At 61.5% G+C, this 16,791-nt stretch carries 14 protein-coding genes; 7 read left to right on the forward strand and 7 right to left on the reverse strand.

Annotation, left to right across the window (positions count from 1 at the left end):
• The first annotated feature begins 1 nt into the window (after position 1).
• The 6 genes from kdpB (at position 2) to ACILSR_RS07990 (ending at position 7,759) form a co-directional block, all read left to right on the forward strand.
• Complete coding sequence (gene kdpB / locus ACILSR_RS07965; protein WP_395749213.1) at positions 2 to 2,023, forward strand: potassium-transporting ATPase subunit KdpB; 2,022 nt, start codon at positions 2 to 4, stop codon at positions 2,021 to 2,023.
• Between the two features lie 4 nt (positions 2,024 to 2,027).
• Positions 2,028 to 2,600, forward strand: coding sequence for a K(+)-transporting ATPase subunit C (gene kdpC / locus ACILSR_RS07970; protein ID WP_395749214.1), 573 nt, complete (start codon positions 2,028 to 2,030; stop codon positions 2,598 to 2,600).
• 12 nt (positions 2,601 to 2,612) lie between these two features.
• Positions 2,613 to 5,261, forward strand: coding sequence for a DUF4118 domain-containing protein (locus ACILSR_RS07975; protein WP_395749215.1), 2,649 nt, complete (start codon positions 2,613 to 2,615; stop codon positions 5,259 to 5,261).
• Complete coding sequence (locus ACILSR_RS07980) at positions 5,258 to 5,920, forward strand: response regulator (RefSeq protein WP_395749216.1); 663 nt, start codon at positions 5,258 to 5,260, stop codon at positions 5,918 to 5,920. The genes ACILSR_RS07975 and ACILSR_RS07980 overlap by 4 nt, the downstream gene beginning before the upstream one ends.
• A gap of 79 nt (positions 5,921 to 5,999) precedes the next feature.
• Positions 6,000 to 7,097: an ATP-binding protein gene (locus tag ACILSR_RS07985; RefSeq protein ID WP_395749217.1), complete on the forward strand. Its 1,098-nt coding sequence runs from the start codon at positions 6,000 to 6,002 to the stop codon at positions 7,095 to 7,097.
• Positions 7,094 to 7,759 carry a response regulator transcription factor gene (locus tag ACILSR_RS07990; RefSeq protein ID WP_395749218.1) on the forward strand — a complete coding sequence of 222 codons (666 nt, stop codon included), beginning with the start codon at positions 7,094 to 7,096 and terminating at the stop codon, positions 7,757 to 7,759. The genes ACILSR_RS07985 and ACILSR_RS07990 overlap by 4 nt, the downstream gene beginning before the upstream one ends.
• Before the next feature lies 1 nt (position 7,760).
• Here ACILSR_RS07990 and ACILSR_RS07995 read toward each other — a convergent pair whose 3' ends face one another.
• The gene (locus ACILSR_RS07995; RefSeq protein ID WP_395749219.1) at positions 7,761 to 9,902 is read right to left on the reverse strand and encodes a redoxin domain-containing protein; all 2,142 of its coding nucleotides are present in this window, start codon (positions 9,900 to 9,902) and stop codon (positions 7,761 to 7,763) included.
• 175 nt (positions 9,903 to 10,077) lie between these two features.
• On the opposite strand from ACILSR_RS07995, the gene ACILSR_RS08000 reads away from it, so the two are divergent.
• Entirely contained in the window at positions 10,078 to 11,334 is a 1,257-nt protein-coding gene (locus ACILSR_RS08000; RefSeq protein ID WP_395749220.1) for an MFS transporter, read from the forward strand.
• 3 nt (positions 11,335 to 11,337) lie between these two features.
• Here the strand turns inward: ACILSR_RS08000 and ACILSR_RS08005 are convergent, their stop codons facing one another.
• From ACILSR_RS08005 to ACILSR_RS08030, 6 genes are all read right to left on the reverse strand, one after another.
• Positions 11,338 to 12,450: a cysteine desulfurase family protein gene (locus ACILSR_RS08005; RefSeq protein WP_395749221.1), complete on the reverse strand. Its 1,113-nt coding sequence runs from the start codon at positions 12,448 to 12,450 to the stop codon at positions 11,338 to 11,340.
• Positions 12,447 to 12,875, reverse strand: a complete 429-nt coding sequence (locus ACILSR_RS08010) for a hypothetical protein (RefSeq protein WP_395749222.1) — start codon at positions 12,873 to 12,875, stop codon at positions 12,447 to 12,449. The genes ACILSR_RS08005 and ACILSR_RS08010 overlap by 4 nt, the downstream gene beginning before the upstream one ends.
• Positions 12,872 to 13,678 carry a formate dehydrogenase accessory sulfurtransferase FdhD gene (gene fdhD, locus ACILSR_RS08015; RefSeq protein WP_395749223.1) on the reverse strand — a complete coding sequence of 269 codons (807 nt, stop codon included), beginning with the start codon at positions 13,676 to 13,678 and terminating at the stop codon, positions 12,872 to 12,874. Before fdhD ends, ACILSR_RS08010 begins: the two co-directional genes overlap by 4 nt.
• Positions 13,679 to 13,698: 20 nt before the next feature.
• Complete coding sequence (lpxK, locus tag ACILSR_RS08020; RefSeq protein WP_395749224.1) at positions 13,699 to 14,922, reverse strand: tetraacyldisaccharide 4'-kinase; 1,224 nt, start codon at positions 14,920 to 14,922, stop codon at positions 13,699 to 13,701.
• An 81-nt stretch (positions 14,923 to 15,003) separates the two neighbouring features.
• Positions 15,004 to 15,981: an ArsR/SmtB family transcription factor gene (locus ACILSR_RS08025; protein WP_395749225.1), complete on the reverse strand. Its 978-nt coding sequence runs from the start codon at positions 15,979 to 15,981 to the stop codon at positions 15,004 to 15,006.
• Positions 15,982 to 16,052: 71 nt separating this feature from the next.
• Complete coding sequence (locus tag ACILSR_RS08030) at positions 16,053 to 16,745, reverse strand: hypothetical protein (RefSeq protein ID WP_395749226.1); 693 nt, start codon at positions 16,743 to 16,745, stop codon at positions 16,053 to 16,055.
• Positions 16,746 to 16,791: the final 46 nt, after the last annotated feature.

Genomic DNA, 16,791 nt, shown 5'->3' on the forward strand with positions numbered 1-16,791 from the left:
CATGTCACACAAACCCACCTCTCTCTTTGACGCTTCCATTCTCGTCCCCGCTATCGGCGGGGCGCTGCAGAAGCTGAACCCGCGGCTGATGGTGAAAAATCCCGTCATGTTTGTCACGCTCGTGGGCGCGGTGCTCACCACCGTGAGCATCTTCACCAGCAAGGCGGATCATGGATTCATCATCCAGCTCAGCATCTGGCTGTGGTTCACTGTGCTGTTTGCCAACTATGCGGAGGCTGTGGCGGAAGGGCGTGGCAAGGCGCAGGCGGCCAGCCTGCGTGCGGCACGCAAGGACACCATCGCCCGGAAGCTGAAAAACGGCACCGAGATCCAAGTGCCAGCTCCTGCCTTGGAAAAAGGAGACCTCGTGGTTTGCGAGACTGGCGATGTAATCCCTGCGGATGGCGAAGTCATCGAAGGCATCGCCAGCGTGGATGAGGCCGCCATCACCGGGGAATCCGCGCCCGTCATCCGCGAGAGTGGCGGTGACCGCAGCGCCGTGACCGGAGGAACGCGCGTGATCAGCGACCGCATTGTCATCCGCATCACCTCGGAGAAGGGGAACACGTTTATCGACCGCATGATCTCGATGGTGGAAGGCGCGAAGAGGCAGAAAACGCCGAATGAGATCGCGCTCACGATCCTGCTCTCCGCCATGACGCTGATCTTCCTGCTCGTGTGCATCACGCTGCGTCCGTTTGGCATCTACTCAGCGGTGGAGTTTTCCACGCCGGTGCTCATTGCGCTGCTGGTGTGCCTGATTCCCACCACCATTGGCGGCCTGCTCAGCGCCATTGGCATCAGTGGCATTGACCGCCTGATCCGGCGCAATGTCATGGCTACTTCTGGCCGTGCGGTGGAGGCTGCAGGAGACATTGATGTGCTGCTGCTGGACAAGACGGGCACCATCACCATCGGCAATCGCATGGCTTCTGATTTCCGCCCGGCTCCAGGCATCACGGAGCAGGAGCTTGCCGATGCCGCGCAGCTTGCCTCGCTGGCAGACGAAACCCCGGAAGGTCGCAGCATCGTCGTGCTGGCCAAGGAGAAGTTTAACATTCGCGGCCGCGAGCTGGCCGCGCCACATGCCACTTTCATCCCCTTCACGGCGCAGACGCGCATGAGCGGTGTGGACCTGGACGGCCGCAGCATTCGCAAAGGCGCGGCGGATTCCATCAAATTGCACATCGGAGGCCTGGGAGGCGTCTATCCGCCGGAAGTTGCCAAAACCGTGGAGGCAGCCTCCCGTGCCGGGCGCACGCCGCTGGTGGTGTGCGAGGGCGGCAAAGTGCTCGGAGTGGTGGAACTGAAAGATGTGGTCAAAGGCGGCATCAAGGAGCGCTTTGCCCAGCTGCGCAAAATGGGCATCCGCACGGTGATGATCACCGGGGACAATCCGATGACCGCCGCCGCCATAGCCGCCGAGGCTGGCGTGGATGATTTCATGGCGCAGGCCACGCCCGAGGACAAGCTCAAGCGAATCCGCGCCGAGCAAGCTGAAGGTCATCTGGTGGCCATGACGGGGGATGGTACCAACGATGCGCCCGCTTTGGCGCAGGCGGACGTGGGAGTGGCCATGAACACGGGCACGCAGGCCGCGCGAGAAGCAGGGAATATGGTGGATCTGGACAGCAATCCGACGAAGCTCATCGAAATCGTCGAGATCGGGAAGCAGCTGCTCATGACGCGCGGCTCGCTGACCACCTTCAGCATCGCGAACGACATTGCGAAATACTTCGCCATCATTCCGGCGATGCTCATGGCCACGTTTCCGGCCATCAGTCCGCTGAACGTCATGGGTCTTTCCAGCCCACAGAGCGCCATTTTGAGCGCCGTGATTTTTAATGCGCTCATCATCATCGCCCTCATTCCGCTGGCGTTGAAAGGCGTGCCTTATCGTGCTGCCGGAGCCGCCGCCGTGCTGCAGCGCAATCTGCTTATCTATGGCCTGGGCGGCATCATTGTCCCGTTTATCGGCATCAAGGCCATTGATGTCATGGTTGCCACCCTTCACCTCGCCTAACATCATGAACTCCATTCTCATTTCCCTTCGCGCCACGCTTGTACTAGCGGCGGTCACCTGCGGTGTGTATCCCCTCGTTGTCACCGGGATTTCCAAGGTGGCGTTTCATGACGAGGCCGCCGGCAGCCTTATCAAGGACAAGGACGGCGTGGTGCGCGGCTCCGCTCTGCTGGGGCAGAACTTCACGGCGGCGCAGTATTTTCACCCGCGCCCCAGTGCTGCGGGCGCCGGCTATGACGCCACCAGTTCAGGAGGCAGCAATCTTGGTCCTACCTCGCAGAAGCTCAATGACGCACTCAAGGAACGCATCGCCGCCTATCGCACTGCCAACGGTCTGGCGGCTGATGCAGAAGTTCCGGCCGATGCTGTCACGGCTTCAGGCAGCGGCCTGGATCCGCATATCAGCGTTAAGAACGCCGAGCTACAGGTGGCGCGGGTGGCCAAGGCGCGGAATCTCAGTGCGGAAAAGGTGAAGGAGCTCGTTTTCGCCAGCACCCGCAAACCCGATTTCGGTTTTTTCGGTGATGCTGGAGTGAACGTATTGGAGTTGAATCTCAGCCTTGATGCTTTGAAATAGTCGACGCAGGCCATGAATGACGACAACCGTCCTGATCCGGATGCATTGCTTGCGCAGATGCAGATGGCGGATGCCGTGTCCAAATCCGGCAGGCTTTTCATCTTTCTGGGCATGTGTCCGGGCGTGGGCAAGACCTACGCCATGCTGCAGGCGGCACAGCAGCGTGTGAAGGAAGGGGTGACCGTGCTGGCTGGCATCGTGGAGACGCATGGACGGCATGAGACGGCCTCACTGTTAGAGGGGCTGCGTGTGCTGCCGCGCAGAAAGCAGGAGCACCGCGGCTTCGTGCTGGAGGAGTTTGACATTGACGCCGTGCTGCAGCAGCGGCCCGGGCTGGTGCTGGTGGACGAACTGGCGCATACGAATGTGCCCGGCTCACGCCATGCCAAGCGCTACCAGGATGTGCTGGAGCTGATCGACTCCGGCATCGATGTCTATACCACGCTCAACGTCCAGCACATCGAGAGCCAGGTGGACATCGTGCGCCAGATCAGCGGCGTGGTCATCACGGAAACGGTGCCAGATTCAATCCTCGACGTCGCGCATGAGATTCAGCTCATTGACCTCAGTGTCGAAAAGCTGCTGGAGCGCATGGCGGATGGGAAAGTCTATCTGGGCGAGCGAGCGGAGCATGCCGTGAGCAATTTTTTCAAGGAGGGCAATCTGACTGCCCTGCGCGAGCTGGCGCTGCGCTTCACCGCGGAGCATGTGGACCGAGACCTGGAGGACATCCGACGCGTGAAACGCGTGAGCAGCCCGTGGAAAACCAATGCACGGCTCATGGTGGGCGTCGGTCCCAGTCCGTATGCGGAGAGTCTCATCCGCTGGACCCGCCGCGCCGCCACGCGGTTGAACTGTCCATGGATCGTGGCCTGGGTGGAAGGCTCGCGTGCACTCTCATCCGTCGAACAGGACCGTCTCACGAGGGCACTGGGGCTGGCGCGCAAACTGGGCGGCGAGGTCGTGTCTGTGACCGGGGAGAACATCTCCGAGGCCCTGCTGCAAGTGGCACGTGAGCGCAATGTGTCGCAGATCGTGGTCGGCAAGCCGGAGAAAACGGTGCAGTGGCGCAAGTCGCTGGCGGACACCCTCATCGCCGGCAGCGGTGACATTGACGTCTGTGTTGTCCGGCCCCTGGCCGCCGCGGACAAGGCGCGCAACCTGGCGCCGCTGCAGGCGGCGGCGCCGGATTCCATTGTCGGCGAATACAGCTGGTCCATCGTGGCCATCTTTGCCATCGCCAGCGTGTGCTGGGGCCTGGTTTCCATCACCGGCTACATGTTTGTCGCGCTGGTGTTCCTGCTTGCCATCGTGCTTGCGGCGCTGCGCTTCAGCCGCGGGCCGGTGCTGATGATGGCCACGCTGAGCGCTGTATGCTGGAATTATTTTTTCATTCCGCCGATTTTCACCTTCCACATCAGCAAGCCGGAGGACTGGATCATGTTTGGCATGTTCTTCATCGTGGCGCTGAGCATGGGCAGCCTGACTTCACGGTTGCGCATGCGCGAGATTGCCGAGCGGCGCCGTGTACGCCAGACGGACGCCCTGCTGCGCGTGACCCAGAGCGCGGCGCTGGCCGCAGAGCCGGAGAAGGGGCTGGCGGAGGCTCTGCGCACGATCAACGAACTCCTGAATGCCAGCACCGCGCTGGTCGTGCGCGAGCAGGACCGCTCGCTGCCAAAAGCGGCGCACAAGGCCAGCAATTTCCAACCTTCGCCCAAAGAGTGGGGTGTGGTGGCCTGGAGCTACGAGAACAAGCAGTGCGCGGGCCGCTATACGGACACGCTGCCGGAGTCCGGCGCCACCTGGTTCCCGCTGCAGACCGCCACCGCCACCATGGGCGTATTGGGGGTGCAGTTTGAAGATTCAGCGCGTCTGGACTTTGGCACGCGGCAGATGATCGAGGCCTTCGCGCTGCAGATCGCGCTCGTTTTGGAAAAGGAGCACTTCATCCAGGCGGTCAGCCACGCGGAGATGCTGTCACAGTCGGAAAAACTGCACCGCACGCTGCTGGACAGCGTTTCGCATGAACTGAAAACGCCCATCGCTGTCATCACTGCCGCGCTGGAAGGGATGAGCGGGCAGCCGAGTCCCTATCTCAGTGAAATTACCACCGCCACGCAGCGGCTGCAGCGGGTGGTGGATGGACTGCTGCAAATGACGCGGCTCGAATCTGAGGTGCTCAAGCCCAGCCCCGACTGGTGTGATGTGCGGGATGTCATCTCAGCTGCGAAGCAGGCGGTCGGCACGCCGCTCAGCGCGCATGAGGTAAGGCTCGATCTTGCCGCGGATTTTCCCTTGCTGAAGCTGGACCACTCCCTGATGGCGCAGGCTCTGGCCAACATCCTGCACAACGCGGCCATCTACACTCCGGCAGGCGCCGCCATCGACATCAGCGCGACTTTGCGCGACCAGAAGCTGCGGGTGGTCATCCGTGATCACGGTCCTGGTCTGCCGGAGGGCGCCGAGCGCCGCGTGTTTGAAAAGTTTTATCGCGTGCATGGCTCGCCACCCGGCGGCACCGGTCTCGGGCTGGCCATCGCCCTCGGCTTCATCCATGCGCTGGGCGGGGAGATCACCGCGCGGAATCATCCTGAAGGCGGCGCGGAATTTACGATCGAACTCAAACGAGTGGCCAGTTTTACACCACCCTCCAAATGACCGCGCTGATCATCGATGACGAAATTCAGATCCGCCGCCTGCTGCGCATGGCGCTGGAGGCGAAAGGCTACACGGTCAAGGAGGCGGAAGCGGGCCAGAGGGGGCTGCAGGAGGCGGTCTTTCTCAAGCCCGATGTCATTCTGCTGGATCTGGGCCTGCCAGACATGGACGGAGTCGAAGTTCTGAAACGGCTGCGCGAATGGAGCAGCGTGCCTGTGCTCATCCTCAGTGTGCGTGACCAGGAGGCCGTCAAGCTCGCCGCCTTTGAGGCCGGAGCGGACGACTACGTTTCCAAACCTTTCAGCACGGCGGAGCTCATCGCGCGGCTGGCCGCCATCCAGCGACGCCTTGGGGCTCATGACGCGGCGAATCTGCAATTTGGCCCGCTTGTGCTTGATCCCGTGCATCATGAGGCAGCGCTGAACGGTCAGCCGCTGAAGCTCACACCCACGGAATATGCACTGCTGGGGCAGCTGGTGCGTCATGCCGGGAAAGTAGTCACTTTGAAGCAGCTGCTCCGCGCCGTGTGGGGGCCGCAGGCGGAGGAGCAGAGCCACTACCTCCGGGTGTATGCGAACCACCTGCGCAAGAAGCTTGAAGGCTCTGCGCTGGAGATCAAAAACGAGCCCGGAATCGGCTACCGGCTGGAGCAGGTCTGAGCACTGCTTTTACACTTTCTTAACGCCACGGCAGCGGCTGTTTACTGGCGGGAGCTTCTTTTGCGGTGAAAGGTATGGCATGCCTGACACCAAGACTCCTTCTTCCGCGCCGGTTTCCCTGGCGGAGGTGGGGCAGTACAGTTGCGGGCTTACCCTGGTGTTCATCCTGGCCTCCGCGTGCTGGGTGCTGCTGCCATACACGGGAGATCTTTTTGTCGCGCTGGTGTTTCTGATGGCCATCGTGCTCGCTGGCACGTGGTGGAACCGCGGGCCCGTGCTGCTGATGGCGGTGGTCAGTGCGCTGGTGTGGAATTACTTTTTCATTCCGCCGCAGTTCACGCTGCACATCGACAAGCCGCAGGACATGGTGATGTTCAGCCTGTTTTTTGTCGTGGCGCTGAGCATGGGGCATCTCATCACACGGTTGCGCGCACGCGAGGCCGCGCTGGCGCAGCACCATCAGGAGCGCGAGCATCTGCTGGAACTGAAACACCGTGCCGAACTGCTGGCGGAGTCCGAGCGCCTGCACCGCACGCTGCTGGACAGCGTGGCGCATGAGCTGAAGACCCCCATCGCCATCATTCGCACGGCGCTGGACGGGCTGGGGCAGGGGAATGTGTATGCCGCGGAAATCGAAACCGCCAACCGGCGGCTGCAGCGCATCGTGGAAAGTTTTCTGGAGATGACACGCGTTGAGTCTGAGGCACTGGAACCGCAGCCGGACTGGTGCGAGATCGGCGATGTGCTGCATGCGGCGACGGCGCCGATCCAGCAAGAGCTGGCCGGGCACAAGCTGCGCATCAGCGGTACTGATGATATGCCGCTGCTGCGGCTGGACAGCCGGCTGGTGGCGCAGGTGCTCGGGAACCTGCTGCACAATGCGACGCGTTATGCGCCCGCGGGCACTGACATTGAAATACACGCCGCTCTGGCCGATGGCCGGCTGGAGCTGCGGGTGCGTGATCATGGCCCCGGCCTGCCGCTGGGTGCGGAGGATCAGCTGTTCGAGAAATTCTACCGCGCGCCAGATTCACCCGCCGGCGGCACGGGGCTGGGGCTGGCCATTGCGCGGGGATTGATGCGGGCGATGAAGGGTGATATTGAAGCGCGAACTCATCCGGAAGGCGGGGCGGAATTCGTGCTGCATCTGCCGGTGAAAATTCGTGAAGCCACATGAGCAAGGCCCTCATCATTGACGACGAACAGCAGATGCGCCGTCTGCTGCGCATGGTGCTGGAGGCTCGTGGCTATGAAGTCTGCGAGGCCGCCGAAGGCCAGCTCGGGCTGCAGGAGGCCGCATTTCACCGGCCCGATGTGGTGCTGCTGGACCTCGGGCTGCCTGGCATGAATGGCATTGAGGTTTTGAAACGCCTGCGCGAGTGGAGCGATGTGCCGGTGCTCATCCTCAGCGTGCGTGATCAAGAGGCCGTGAAGGTGGAGGCCCTGGAAAATGGAGCGGACGATTATGTGACGAAGCCCTTCGGCACCGCGGAGCTTCTCGCGCGTCTCACCGTCATTCAGCGGCGCCGTTTTACGCGTCAGAGCGCGGAGATTCTCGCCGGTGCCTTGAAACTCGATCTGCTGCATCACGAGGCATCGCTGGATGACAAGCCGCTCAAGCTCACACCCACCGAGTTTGCCCTGCTCAAGGTGCTGGCCGAGCATGCGGGGCGCATCGTGACGCAAAACCAGATCATGAAGCAGGTGTGGGCGGGGCAGACCAGCGACCCCAGCGAAGGTCTGCGCGTCCACATCAATCACCTGCGCAAAAAGCTCGGGGAGAGCGGTCCGCGCATCGTGAATGAACCGGGCATCGGCTATCGCCTGGAAGAGGACTGAGTCACTGGGCAGGCTTCTTTTCGATCAGCGACAGCACCACCGAGGCGGGCACGGCTTCGTTCAAGGTCATGAGCGTGGGTGGCAAAGCCGGAGCTGAACTGCCAGCAGGAGCTGCGGGCCGCGGTTCGCCAAACAGCGGGCGGATGCGGGCCACATGGCCGAGCACGTTGCCATGGTCGTCGAGAATGGCGGAGCCGCTGCTGCCGGGCGCCCAGTCTGCGCTGACATCCATGCGCTGCTGCATCGGGCCTGCTGGTTTGGCGGGGGAGTGCAGCCGGTTGACCAGCCCGGAGCTGAAGTGGCCGATGACATCGCGCGGATCGCTGAAGCAGTAGGCGGTGTCTCCCACCTGAACATCGTGGCTGAGGGCCAGCGGCTTCAAATCCTTGGCTGAGACGCGCAGGATGGCGGTGTCTCCGCTTTCATCGGCAAAGAGCACCGAGGTGATGTTCAGCACCTCCTTTTCCCCTCGAATGATCACGGGATAGCCCACCCCTGGCTTCATGTTTGCCGGTGGGGCGACCACATGATGCGCCGTGGCGACCACGTCTGGAGCGATGGCATATCCGCCGGCGAGATTGGTGTGCCAGCGGTCGCACTTGGTGCATTGAAACACCCAGCCCACGCGTACGTGGGAATCGGCGGCCCGTTTGGCGATCTCACGTCCGCGCAGCAGCATGGTGGCGGGAGATGCGAGTTCCAAGGAAGCGGGAACAGGTTGCGCAAGCTGTGACTGAAAAGCCTTCGCGGAGGTCAGCGCCTCTTCTGCGGCCATCTTCTGCACGAGAGCGACGATGGGGTTGGGAGTTGCGTCGGCAGCCGGAGTTTTCGCGGCCGGCGGAGTGGCGCTGGTCCTGGCCGTGCGTGGTTTGATTTCCTTGCCCAGGTTTGCCAGAGCCTGCTCCACAGTGCCACGCAGGGCGGCTCCGCGCAGATCCACTGAGGTCGCCACGATGTTGCCGGTATCTCCGTCGATGAGCCAGCAGGAGGGAATGCCACGCACGCCGTACTGTCTGGCAATGCGGCACTGCCAGCCATCGCCATCGCAGACCTGCGGCCAGCTCATGCCCCTGTCTTTCAAGAAGGCTGGAAGGGTCGAGACCGCATCCTCACTGTCCAGGCTGATGCCGAGAACGGTGAAGCCTTTCGCGGCGAATTCATCATGCACCTTGATCACACCCGGCAGTTCATGCAGGCAGGGGCCGCACCAGGTGGCCCAGAAGTCCAGCATCACCAGTTTGCCTTTGTAATCCTGCGGGAAGCGCACGGTTTTGCCATCGATGGTTTTGGCTTCAAAGCTCGGGGCTGGCTTGCCGATGAAGCTCTCTTGAGCCTGGCGTTGATCGGCGACCTTGGAGGCGGTCGCACTCTTTTCTGCCTCCTTGAGCTGCTCCACCGTCTTGTCCGAGCGCACCAGTTCAAAACGTGAGCCGTCGGCGGCGAGATTCTTTACTTCATACACCGTGCCGAGAAGCTGGAAGGGCTTGCCGAGCGGAAAGCCTTCTGTCTTCATGTCGAAGCGTTTGTCAGCGTTCAAGTCGATGCCGAGCCTGGAACGGTCCAAGGTGAACTCGCCCGTGGTGGAGTCGTCGCTCAGGTAGGCGGCCAGTTCTTTGCCATCGAGGGAGATTTTTCCTGCACGGCCATAGTCACGGCGGTAGATGAGCGCTCCCGGCCCTTTTGAGCCGGCATTGCGATAAAAGAACAGCATCATGTCCTGCTTGGAATCGGGATACTGGACCTGCACTTTGGCCTCGCCATGCCAGGAGATGCTTTCCTTTTCACCCGAGCCGCGAACGGAAGGCTCCCATTTCACCTCGGGATCGTTGGTCAGGTCGCCGTCGCCGTTTGCGTCCAGCCACATGTGCGCCTCCTTCGGAGAGCGCTGGTCCAGGATGAGTCCCAGCAGCTTGCGCGTGCTTTTCGGACCGGTCTCCAAGAGCACGTACTGGGGGTTCATGAGGCCCTCGGGAGCCTTGACGATCTGAGCGGGCTTTTCACTCAGGAAGGTGGTCACCTTCGGGGAGTAATAGCGGGAGGTGTTGAAAAATCCCTCGGTCATCCAGTCCAGGCGGACTTCATTATTATCCGCGAGAACGGGGGCAAGGGGCAGCGCACAAAGGACCAGCAGGAGTGACTTCATAACAGCAGAGGGTTGGAAGGTTGGGGAACGGCTTCGGCTTGGCGAGAGGTTGGTTACGTGAATTAGCCCCCCGTCATTGCAATGTGACATGCAGGGGCATTTCGAGTCATGCCGGGGTCAAGATGAAGCATGATTTCCGGCTTTTCGTTCCAAAGGCCCTGTGGTTAATGGACGGATGTCTTTCTCCCCGACCGAGTCCGCCCCATCCAAGCTCATGCGCCGTGCCTGGCTGATCGTGGGACTGCTGTTTCCCGTGGCGCTGCTGAACTACCTGGACCGGCAGATGATCGCCTCGATGAAGGTGTCCGTGATGGGAGACATCAAGGACATCGGCACGGAGGAAAACTGGGGGCACATGCTGGCGTCGTTCAAATGGGTGTACGCCATCTGCAGCCCCATCGGCGGATACATCGCGGACCGCTTCAGCCGCAAGCTGACGATCTGCGGCAGCCTGTTTGTGTGGTCGCTCATCACCTGGCTGACCGGGCATGTGAGCAGCTTCAATGAGCTGTTTTGGGCGCGCACGCTGATGGGCATCAGCGAGGCGTTTTATATTCCGGCGGCGCTGGCCTTGATCGCAGACTATCATGTGGCCGGGACGCGTTCGCGTGCCATCGGCGTGCATCAAATGGGCATCTACTGCGGGGTGATGGCGGGCGGGTTTGCGGGCTTCGTGGCCGATTCACCGGACATGGGCTGGCGCTTCATGTTCGATTTCACGGGGCTGGCGGGCATTCTGTATGCGATTCCACTGCTGTTTCTGCTGCGTGACGTGCCAAGGCAGGCGGATGAGCAGCCAGAGCATGCTGGATACTCCCATGGCGGTTCATTTGGTGAACTTCTGACCAACCGCAATTTCATCCTGCTGGTGCTTTACTTTACGCTGCCCGCTCTTGCCGCATGGGTGGTGCGCGACTGGATGCCGGCGATTTTGCAAAAGGCCTTCAACATCAGCCAGGGCAAGGCGGGAGTTTCCGCAGCTCTCTACTGGCAGGGCGCGGCGCTGGTTTCCGCGATTCTCGGCGGCTGGCTGGCGGACCGCTGGATGCGCCGCAGCGAGCGCGGGCGCATCTATGTGAGCGCCATCGGCATGATGCTCATCATTCCCGCCATGTTTGGTGTGGGGAATGCTCCTGCTCTGAATTCCTTTGGGCTGGCCATTGCGGCACTGGTTTTGTTTGGCGTGGGCTGGGGTTTCTTTGACTGCAACAACATGCCGATCCTCAGCCAGATCGTGAGGCCGCATCTTCGCGCCACGGGCTATGGGCTCATGAATTTCGTCAGCATGATGTGCGGCGGACTGGCCGACTGGGGCTTTGGCAGAATGAGCGACAGGCACGTGCCGCTGAATGTGATCTTTGGCGTCTTTGCTTTGATCTGTGTGCTTTCGCTGGTGATCGTGCTTATGATTCGGCCGAAGCCGGGAACGTGAAGCTTACAGCGGTCTGCCGCCGCGGATCAGCTCTTCATGCACTTCAGCAAACGCAGCCGCAAGTGCCTGCCACTCTTCGGCTGTCGTGTCCCAGCCGCTGCTGATGCGCACGACGCGCTTCAGTTCTTCAGCGCTGGCGCCCAGAGCGGTCACGACCACGGAAGATCCTTCCCTGCCTGAACTGCAGGCGGAGCCGGTGGAGATGCTGAAGCCACGGCGTGACAGGCGGGTGAGCCATTTCAGATTGTCATGCGCGGGCATGACCATGAGCACGGTGTTCCAGAGACGTGGCGCGGATTCGCTGATCACACGCAGAGGGTCAAAATGTGTGCGCATGGAGGCGATGAAATCATCGCGCAGCCTGCTCTGCACTTTGCCCAACTGGGATGTGATTGTTTCCAATGAGGTCACCATGGCTTCAATGGCCGGATAATTCTCCGTGCCTGCACGGCGTCCGGTTTCCTGCGGGCCGCCGCGGATGAAGCCGAGCCGCGAGTCCTCTCTTGGAAGCACGAGGAAACCGCAGCCTTTGGTGCCACCGAATTTATGAGCGCTGCCGGTGATGTAATCGCATTCGCCGAGATGCGAGGAGTCGAGCTTGCCGAGCCACTGGACGGCGTCGGTGTGAAAGAGCACGCCATTTTCGCGGCAGATGGCGGCGATTTCGCGCCAGGGCTGCAAGGCGCCGCTTTCATTGTTCGCGGCCATCAAGGACACGAGTGCGGGGCGTTTGGTTGAGATCAGGACTTTCACCGCGTCGGGATCCACCAGACCGTCTGCATTGACGGGGATTTCCACCACGTTGCGCCTGCGCGCAGCTTCTCGCACACTTGGGTGCTCAATGGAGGAGATCAAGACTACGGCGTCAGGTGGCAGCGTTGCGAAAAGTGCGTTGTTTGACTCTGTTGCTCCTGAAGTGAACACGATGCGCTCCGCTTCCGCGCCGATCAATGAGCGCAGGCGTTCGCGTGCAGACTCCAGCTGCTGGCTTGCCAGCCCGGCGTCGCGATAAAGGCTCGATGGATTGTGCCAGTGTTTCTCGCTTGCCCGGAGCCATGACTCCCGTGCGGCGGGGTGCAGGGGTGTGGTGGCGTTGTGATCAAAGTAGCCGTTCATGCGGCGGGCTTAAAACGTGAGGGCAGGGGGATGTGATACAGCATCATGAGCAGCGAGAGGCCGATGTAGGGCAGCCATGCTTCGCCCCGGCCCGTGGAGGAGAGGCCATTGACGAAGCCGAGGACGCCGATGCCCTCGCTCAAGGCAAAGAGCACAAAATTGCCCGCGACGAAACGGCCGCGATCCTGAGGGTTGTCCAGACTGAGCTTGCCGGCGGAGAATCCGCCCAGAAGCAGCTGTCGCAGGAGGAGACTCAGGATGGTCGAACTCGCGGCGATGATGGCGATGACGCCGCCCAGTGAGCCGGAGGCAGAAGCATTGGGGCCGGGGGCAAAGGTCATCGAGCTCAGCATCGCGGCATACATGAAGATCGAGCTGCAAAGAACTCCCCAGATGATGAAGACTGTCGTTTGGACTTTGTTCATGGTGCAGTGCTTAATCGTTGCGGATGGGTGTAAACATTCATCGTCTCGCCACGCAGAAAACCGATGAGAGTCTGTCCCGCTCCCTGCGCAAAGTCGACCGCCAGACTGCTGGGGGCTGAAATGGCTGCGACGAGAGGGATGCCTCCGGCCAGCGCCTTTTGAATGATCTCAAACGACACGCGGCCGCTCACCAGCAGGATGTGCCGGTCCAGCGGCAGCAGGCCGCGCTGCAAGGTGTAACCGAGGATTTTATCGAGCGCATTGTGGCGGCCCACGTCCTCGCGCAGCACGACTAGGTTGCCGTTGAGATCAAACAAGCCGCTGGCGTGCAGGCCGCCTGTTTTGGAAAAGGTTTCCTGCGCGGCGCGCAGCTTGTCCGGCAGGCTGGCGATGAGTTTTGGCGAGACCTGCCATTCACCTTTAACTGAGGGGAACTGCTGAAACACGCTCTCGATGCTCGTCTTTCCACACAAGCCGCAGCTCGAGGCGCTGAAAACGTGACGCGTAAGCGAATCCCAGTTTACCACGTTACCGCCGAGAAGCACATCGACGATGTTTCCATGCTCGTTGTTGGTGCTGGGGCATTGCGAGACTTCCAGGATGTCTCGCGGGCGCTGCACCACGCCTTCGCTGACGAGAAATCCGGCGGCGAGTTCTTCATCATGGCCGGGCGTGCGCATCACCACGGCAACGGAGCGGCCTTCGACGCGAATTTCCAATGGCTCCTCACGCGCGGTGACGTCGCTGACTTCGCTGCTGCTGTCCGTGACGATGTTCACCTTGTGCAGGCGCACTTCGGCCATGGCTGATTGCTCCGCAGTCATCACGAGGCCTCCATGAAATCGGCTGGCAGCACTCCCGCAGGCACCCGGCGTGGCTCGGCGATGAGGCGCACCATTTTGTCAAAGATGTCGCGGCCGCGGATGATCTCGATTTCCACGCGCATGAAATAAAAGGGGATGTCCGCCACGGGCAGTTTGGGGAAGCGCACGAAATCTTTCTCTGTGGTGACCATGCAGTGAACATCCCGCCGCACGCAGCGCTCGATGAACTGCTTCAGCTCCGGCCCATGGAAGCGGTGATGATCAGCGAAGCGCGAGATGACCTCCACCTTGGCCCCGAGCCTGCGCAGGCCGTTCTCAAAACTCTCCGGAACTGCGATGCCGGACAGCGCGCCAACGAATTTGTCGCGCAAGGAATCGATAGGGATGCGCTCGCCGGTGTGGATGTTTTCAAAGTGCATGGCGCGGTGGCGGCACTCGATGATCTCGGCGGCACGGTTGTAGCGGCGGATCTGCTTGATCACGTCCTCGCTGTCGCCATCGGATTTGGTGATGAAGATGTAGCTGGCGCGGCGCAGGCTGCGCGGCGGTTCGCGCAGGGTGCCGCGAGGCAGCATGTGGCCGTTGTTGCCGAAGGCGGCGGTTTTGTCGATCAGCACGATGTCGTGGCGGTGCTTGAGCTTGAGGTATTGCAGCCCGTCATCAAGCACGAGGACATCGGCACCGAAGCGCTGGATGGCATGCGCTCCGGCCTTCACGCGGTTTTTGTCCACCACGACGGGAATGCCGGGGCAGTTCTTGGCCAGCATGAAGGGTTCGTCTCCGGCATTATGGGAGTCGAGCAGCACCTTTTCGCCATCCGACACGATGCGTGGCAGCGGCTCGGCTGGCCTGGGGCTCAAGCCGAGGCGTGCGGCCAACTTTTTTGAAAACGGCAGCTTCTTCTGGCGCTTGCTTTTGTAGCCGCGGCTGAGGATGCACACGCGGCGGCCATGCTCGTGCAGGGCTTTGGCCAGCATTTCCACCACGGGTGTCTTGCCGGTGCCGCCGACTGTGAGATTTCCCACACTGATGACCGGCACGCCCAGATGGTGATCATGAATGTAGCGGTGGCGGTATAAATAGAGCCGCGTGCGCACGACCGCGGAGTAGATGCCGGACAGGCCACGGAACACCACCCGCAGCAGCGAGGCACGAATGCCGCGGCGGTTGTTGATCACCACGTCGATGATGAAATTTTCGATGTCTTCCAGAGTGTCCTTCACGAGCTGGCATTGGAGGCTGGAAAGCGCATCACGTCAATGAGACGCCTTGCTGTTTGCTGCGATGAATGCCAGCGGTCTGCGTCAAGACCCCGACCAGTGCCCTGAAGAAGTGAGGCGGTTTTCCTTTTCCGCCAGCGCCAGGATCGTCTGGAAATGCGGGCTCTGGCTCTCGCGGTGCACCACGCTCGTTTCGATCTTTTTGAATCCGGCGCGGTTGAGCATGTCATGCAGGTCGCTCTCGGAAAAGCCGAGCCAGACGTCCGCATACAGGTCACGCGCCTGCTCAAACTGGTGCTTCAGCAGATCCAGCACCACGATGCGTCCGCCGGGCCGCAGGATGGTGTGCGCGGCCTTGAGAGCCTTCTCCGGATTCTGCGCATGGTGCAGCGCCTGGCTGAGGAAGACCAGATCCACGCTGAGCGGCGGGATCGGTGGAGACTCGATATCGCCAAGACGAAACTCGAGATTGGTAAAGCCGTGCTTCTGGGCCAGCTCCGCTCCGTAATCCACCATCTTCTCGCTATTGTCCACGGCGATCACCTTCTTTGCCCGCTCGGCCAGCAACTGTGAGAGCGTGCCCTCGCCCGCACCCAGATCCGCGATGACGAGTGGCGGCAGCAGCTTGAGCAAGGTCTCGCCCAGGCCCTTCCAGGAGCGGCCGGGAATGTAGTGGCGTCCAAATTTGCCTGCCAGCGCGTCGAAGTAGGCCTTCGCCGTCTGCGCCCGCTTGCGCAGCACGATTTGCAACGCCTCGGTGTCTTTGGTGACTTCGCGCAGTTCCGCCCCGGCAGCATCCAGAAGCGCCAGAAAATGCTCGTGAGTGGCCAAGTCCTTGGCGCCAGGTTTGTCGAGCTGGTAAAGCCGGTTTTTGCCGCTGCGGCGGTCCGCCACCAGGCCTGCGGCCTTCAGTTTGGCCAGCTGCGCGGAGATGTTGGACTGCGGGAGAGACAGCACCTCCTGCAGCTCCGCCACGCTCAGCTCCTCCTGCTTGAGCAGCAAAAGCAGCCGCACCCGGGTGGGATCGGCGATCAGGCTGAGGGATTTTAAAACGGAGGCCAAGGTGAGAAGCAACGTATCAACGCATCATGATACATCAATGCCAGAGTTTTCTGACGGGACACGCCTTGTGCTCAGAGCTTTGAAGACGCCCAGATTCCCACTTTGGACTCCTGGGCGCGCCGCCGCAGCGCCTGCAACTCCAGGGCATAGTCATTGATCGACCGCGCATCCGCTGGCAGGCTGGAAGTCACTCCTGCCACGCGTGCAAAGCCCTGCTGCACCAGGAGGTCCGCCAGGTACACCTGCTTGCCCGGGCCGATCTCCACCAAAATCAGGGCATAGTAGCGACTGAGCCCCGGCACCTCCTCCCAGCGGGTCATTACCGTGAAAGGGTGGGTTTTGAGCAGCTGGGTGACATACTGCGCGGCCCGCTGGCCTTCCTCAATGACGCGCTGACTGCTCACGCCAAAGTAGCGCGCCTGGTCCTGCACCCGCTGGGGGTGGGTCAGGGAGGTGTCCGCCGCATCCACAAAATAGAGAACAAAGATATGCTCCTCCTCCGTGTCGCTGACTTTGATGCGCAGGGTGTCGGCCTCGTTTGCACGGCTCTCGATGAGCCGGGCCTTCGGGAAAATCTTAAACGGAGGCAGCGGCGCGTTCCCCGTGCCGGCGTTCGTCTGTCCTGGCGGCAGCTGCGCCACGGCCACTGGCAGCGCCTGCACGGGCCGCGGCCTGCTTTCTTTGAGCAGCACCGCCACGAGCACGATGATCAGCACCAGCACGCAGGTGATGGCCATGTTCAGCAGTGTGTCGCGGAATTGCATTCGTTTCGGTCAGGGGAAATGGGGTTCCCCATTGTCCAGCGTTCCC

It is taken from the genome of Prosthecobacter sp., assembly GCF_044222565.1.
In the GTDB taxonomy this organism is placed as follows: domain Bacteria; phylum Verrucomicrobiota; class Verrucomicrobiia; order Verrucomicrobiales; family Verrucomicrobiaceae; genus Prosthecobacter.

Coding starts and splice junctions, on each gene's coding strand:
- kdpB (WP_395749213.1), top strand. CDS start 2: ATGTCACACAAACCCACCTCTCTCTTTGACGCTTCCATTCTCGTCCCC.
- kdpC (WP_395749214.1), top strand. CDS start 2,028: ATGAACTCCATTCTCATTTCCCTTCGCGCCACGCTTGTACTAGCGGCG.
- ACILSR_RS07975 (WP_395749215.1), top strand. CDS start 2,613: ATGAATGACGACAACCGTCCTGATCCGGATGCATTGCTTGCGCAGATG.
- ACILSR_RS07980 (WP_395749216.1), top strand. CDS start 5,258: ATGACCGCGCTGATCATCGATGACGAAATTCAGATCCGCCGCCTGCTG.
- ACILSR_RS07985 (WP_395749217.1), top strand. CDS start 6,000: ATGCCTGACACCAAGACTCCTTCTTCCGCGCCGGTTTCCCTGGCGGAG.
- ACILSR_RS07990 (WP_395749218.1), top strand. CDS start 7,094: ATGAGCAAGGCCCTCATCATTGACGACGAACAGCAGATGCGCCGTCTG.
- ACILSR_RS07995 (WP_395749219.1), bottom strand. CDS start 9,902: ATGAAGTCACTCCTGCTGGTCCTTTGTGCGCTGCCCCTTGCCCCCGTT.
- ACILSR_RS08000 (WP_395749220.1), top strand. CDS start 10,078: ATGTCTTTCTCCCCGACCGAGTCCGCCCCATCCAAGCTCATGCGCCGT.
- ACILSR_RS08005 (WP_395749221.1), bottom strand. CDS start 12,450: ATGAACGGCTACTTTGATCACAACGCCACCACACCCCTGCACCCCGCC.
- ACILSR_RS08010 (WP_395749222.1), bottom strand. CDS start 12,875: ATGAACAAAGTCCAAACGACAGTCTTCATCATCTGGGGAGTTCTTTGC.
- fdhD (WP_395749223.1), bottom strand. CDS start 13,678: ATGGCCGAAGTGCGCCTGCACAAGGTGAACATCGTCACGGACAGCAGC.
- ACILSR_RS08030 (WP_395749226.1), bottom strand. CDS start 16,745: ATGCAATTCCGCGACACACTGCTGAACATGGCCATCACCTGCGTGCTG.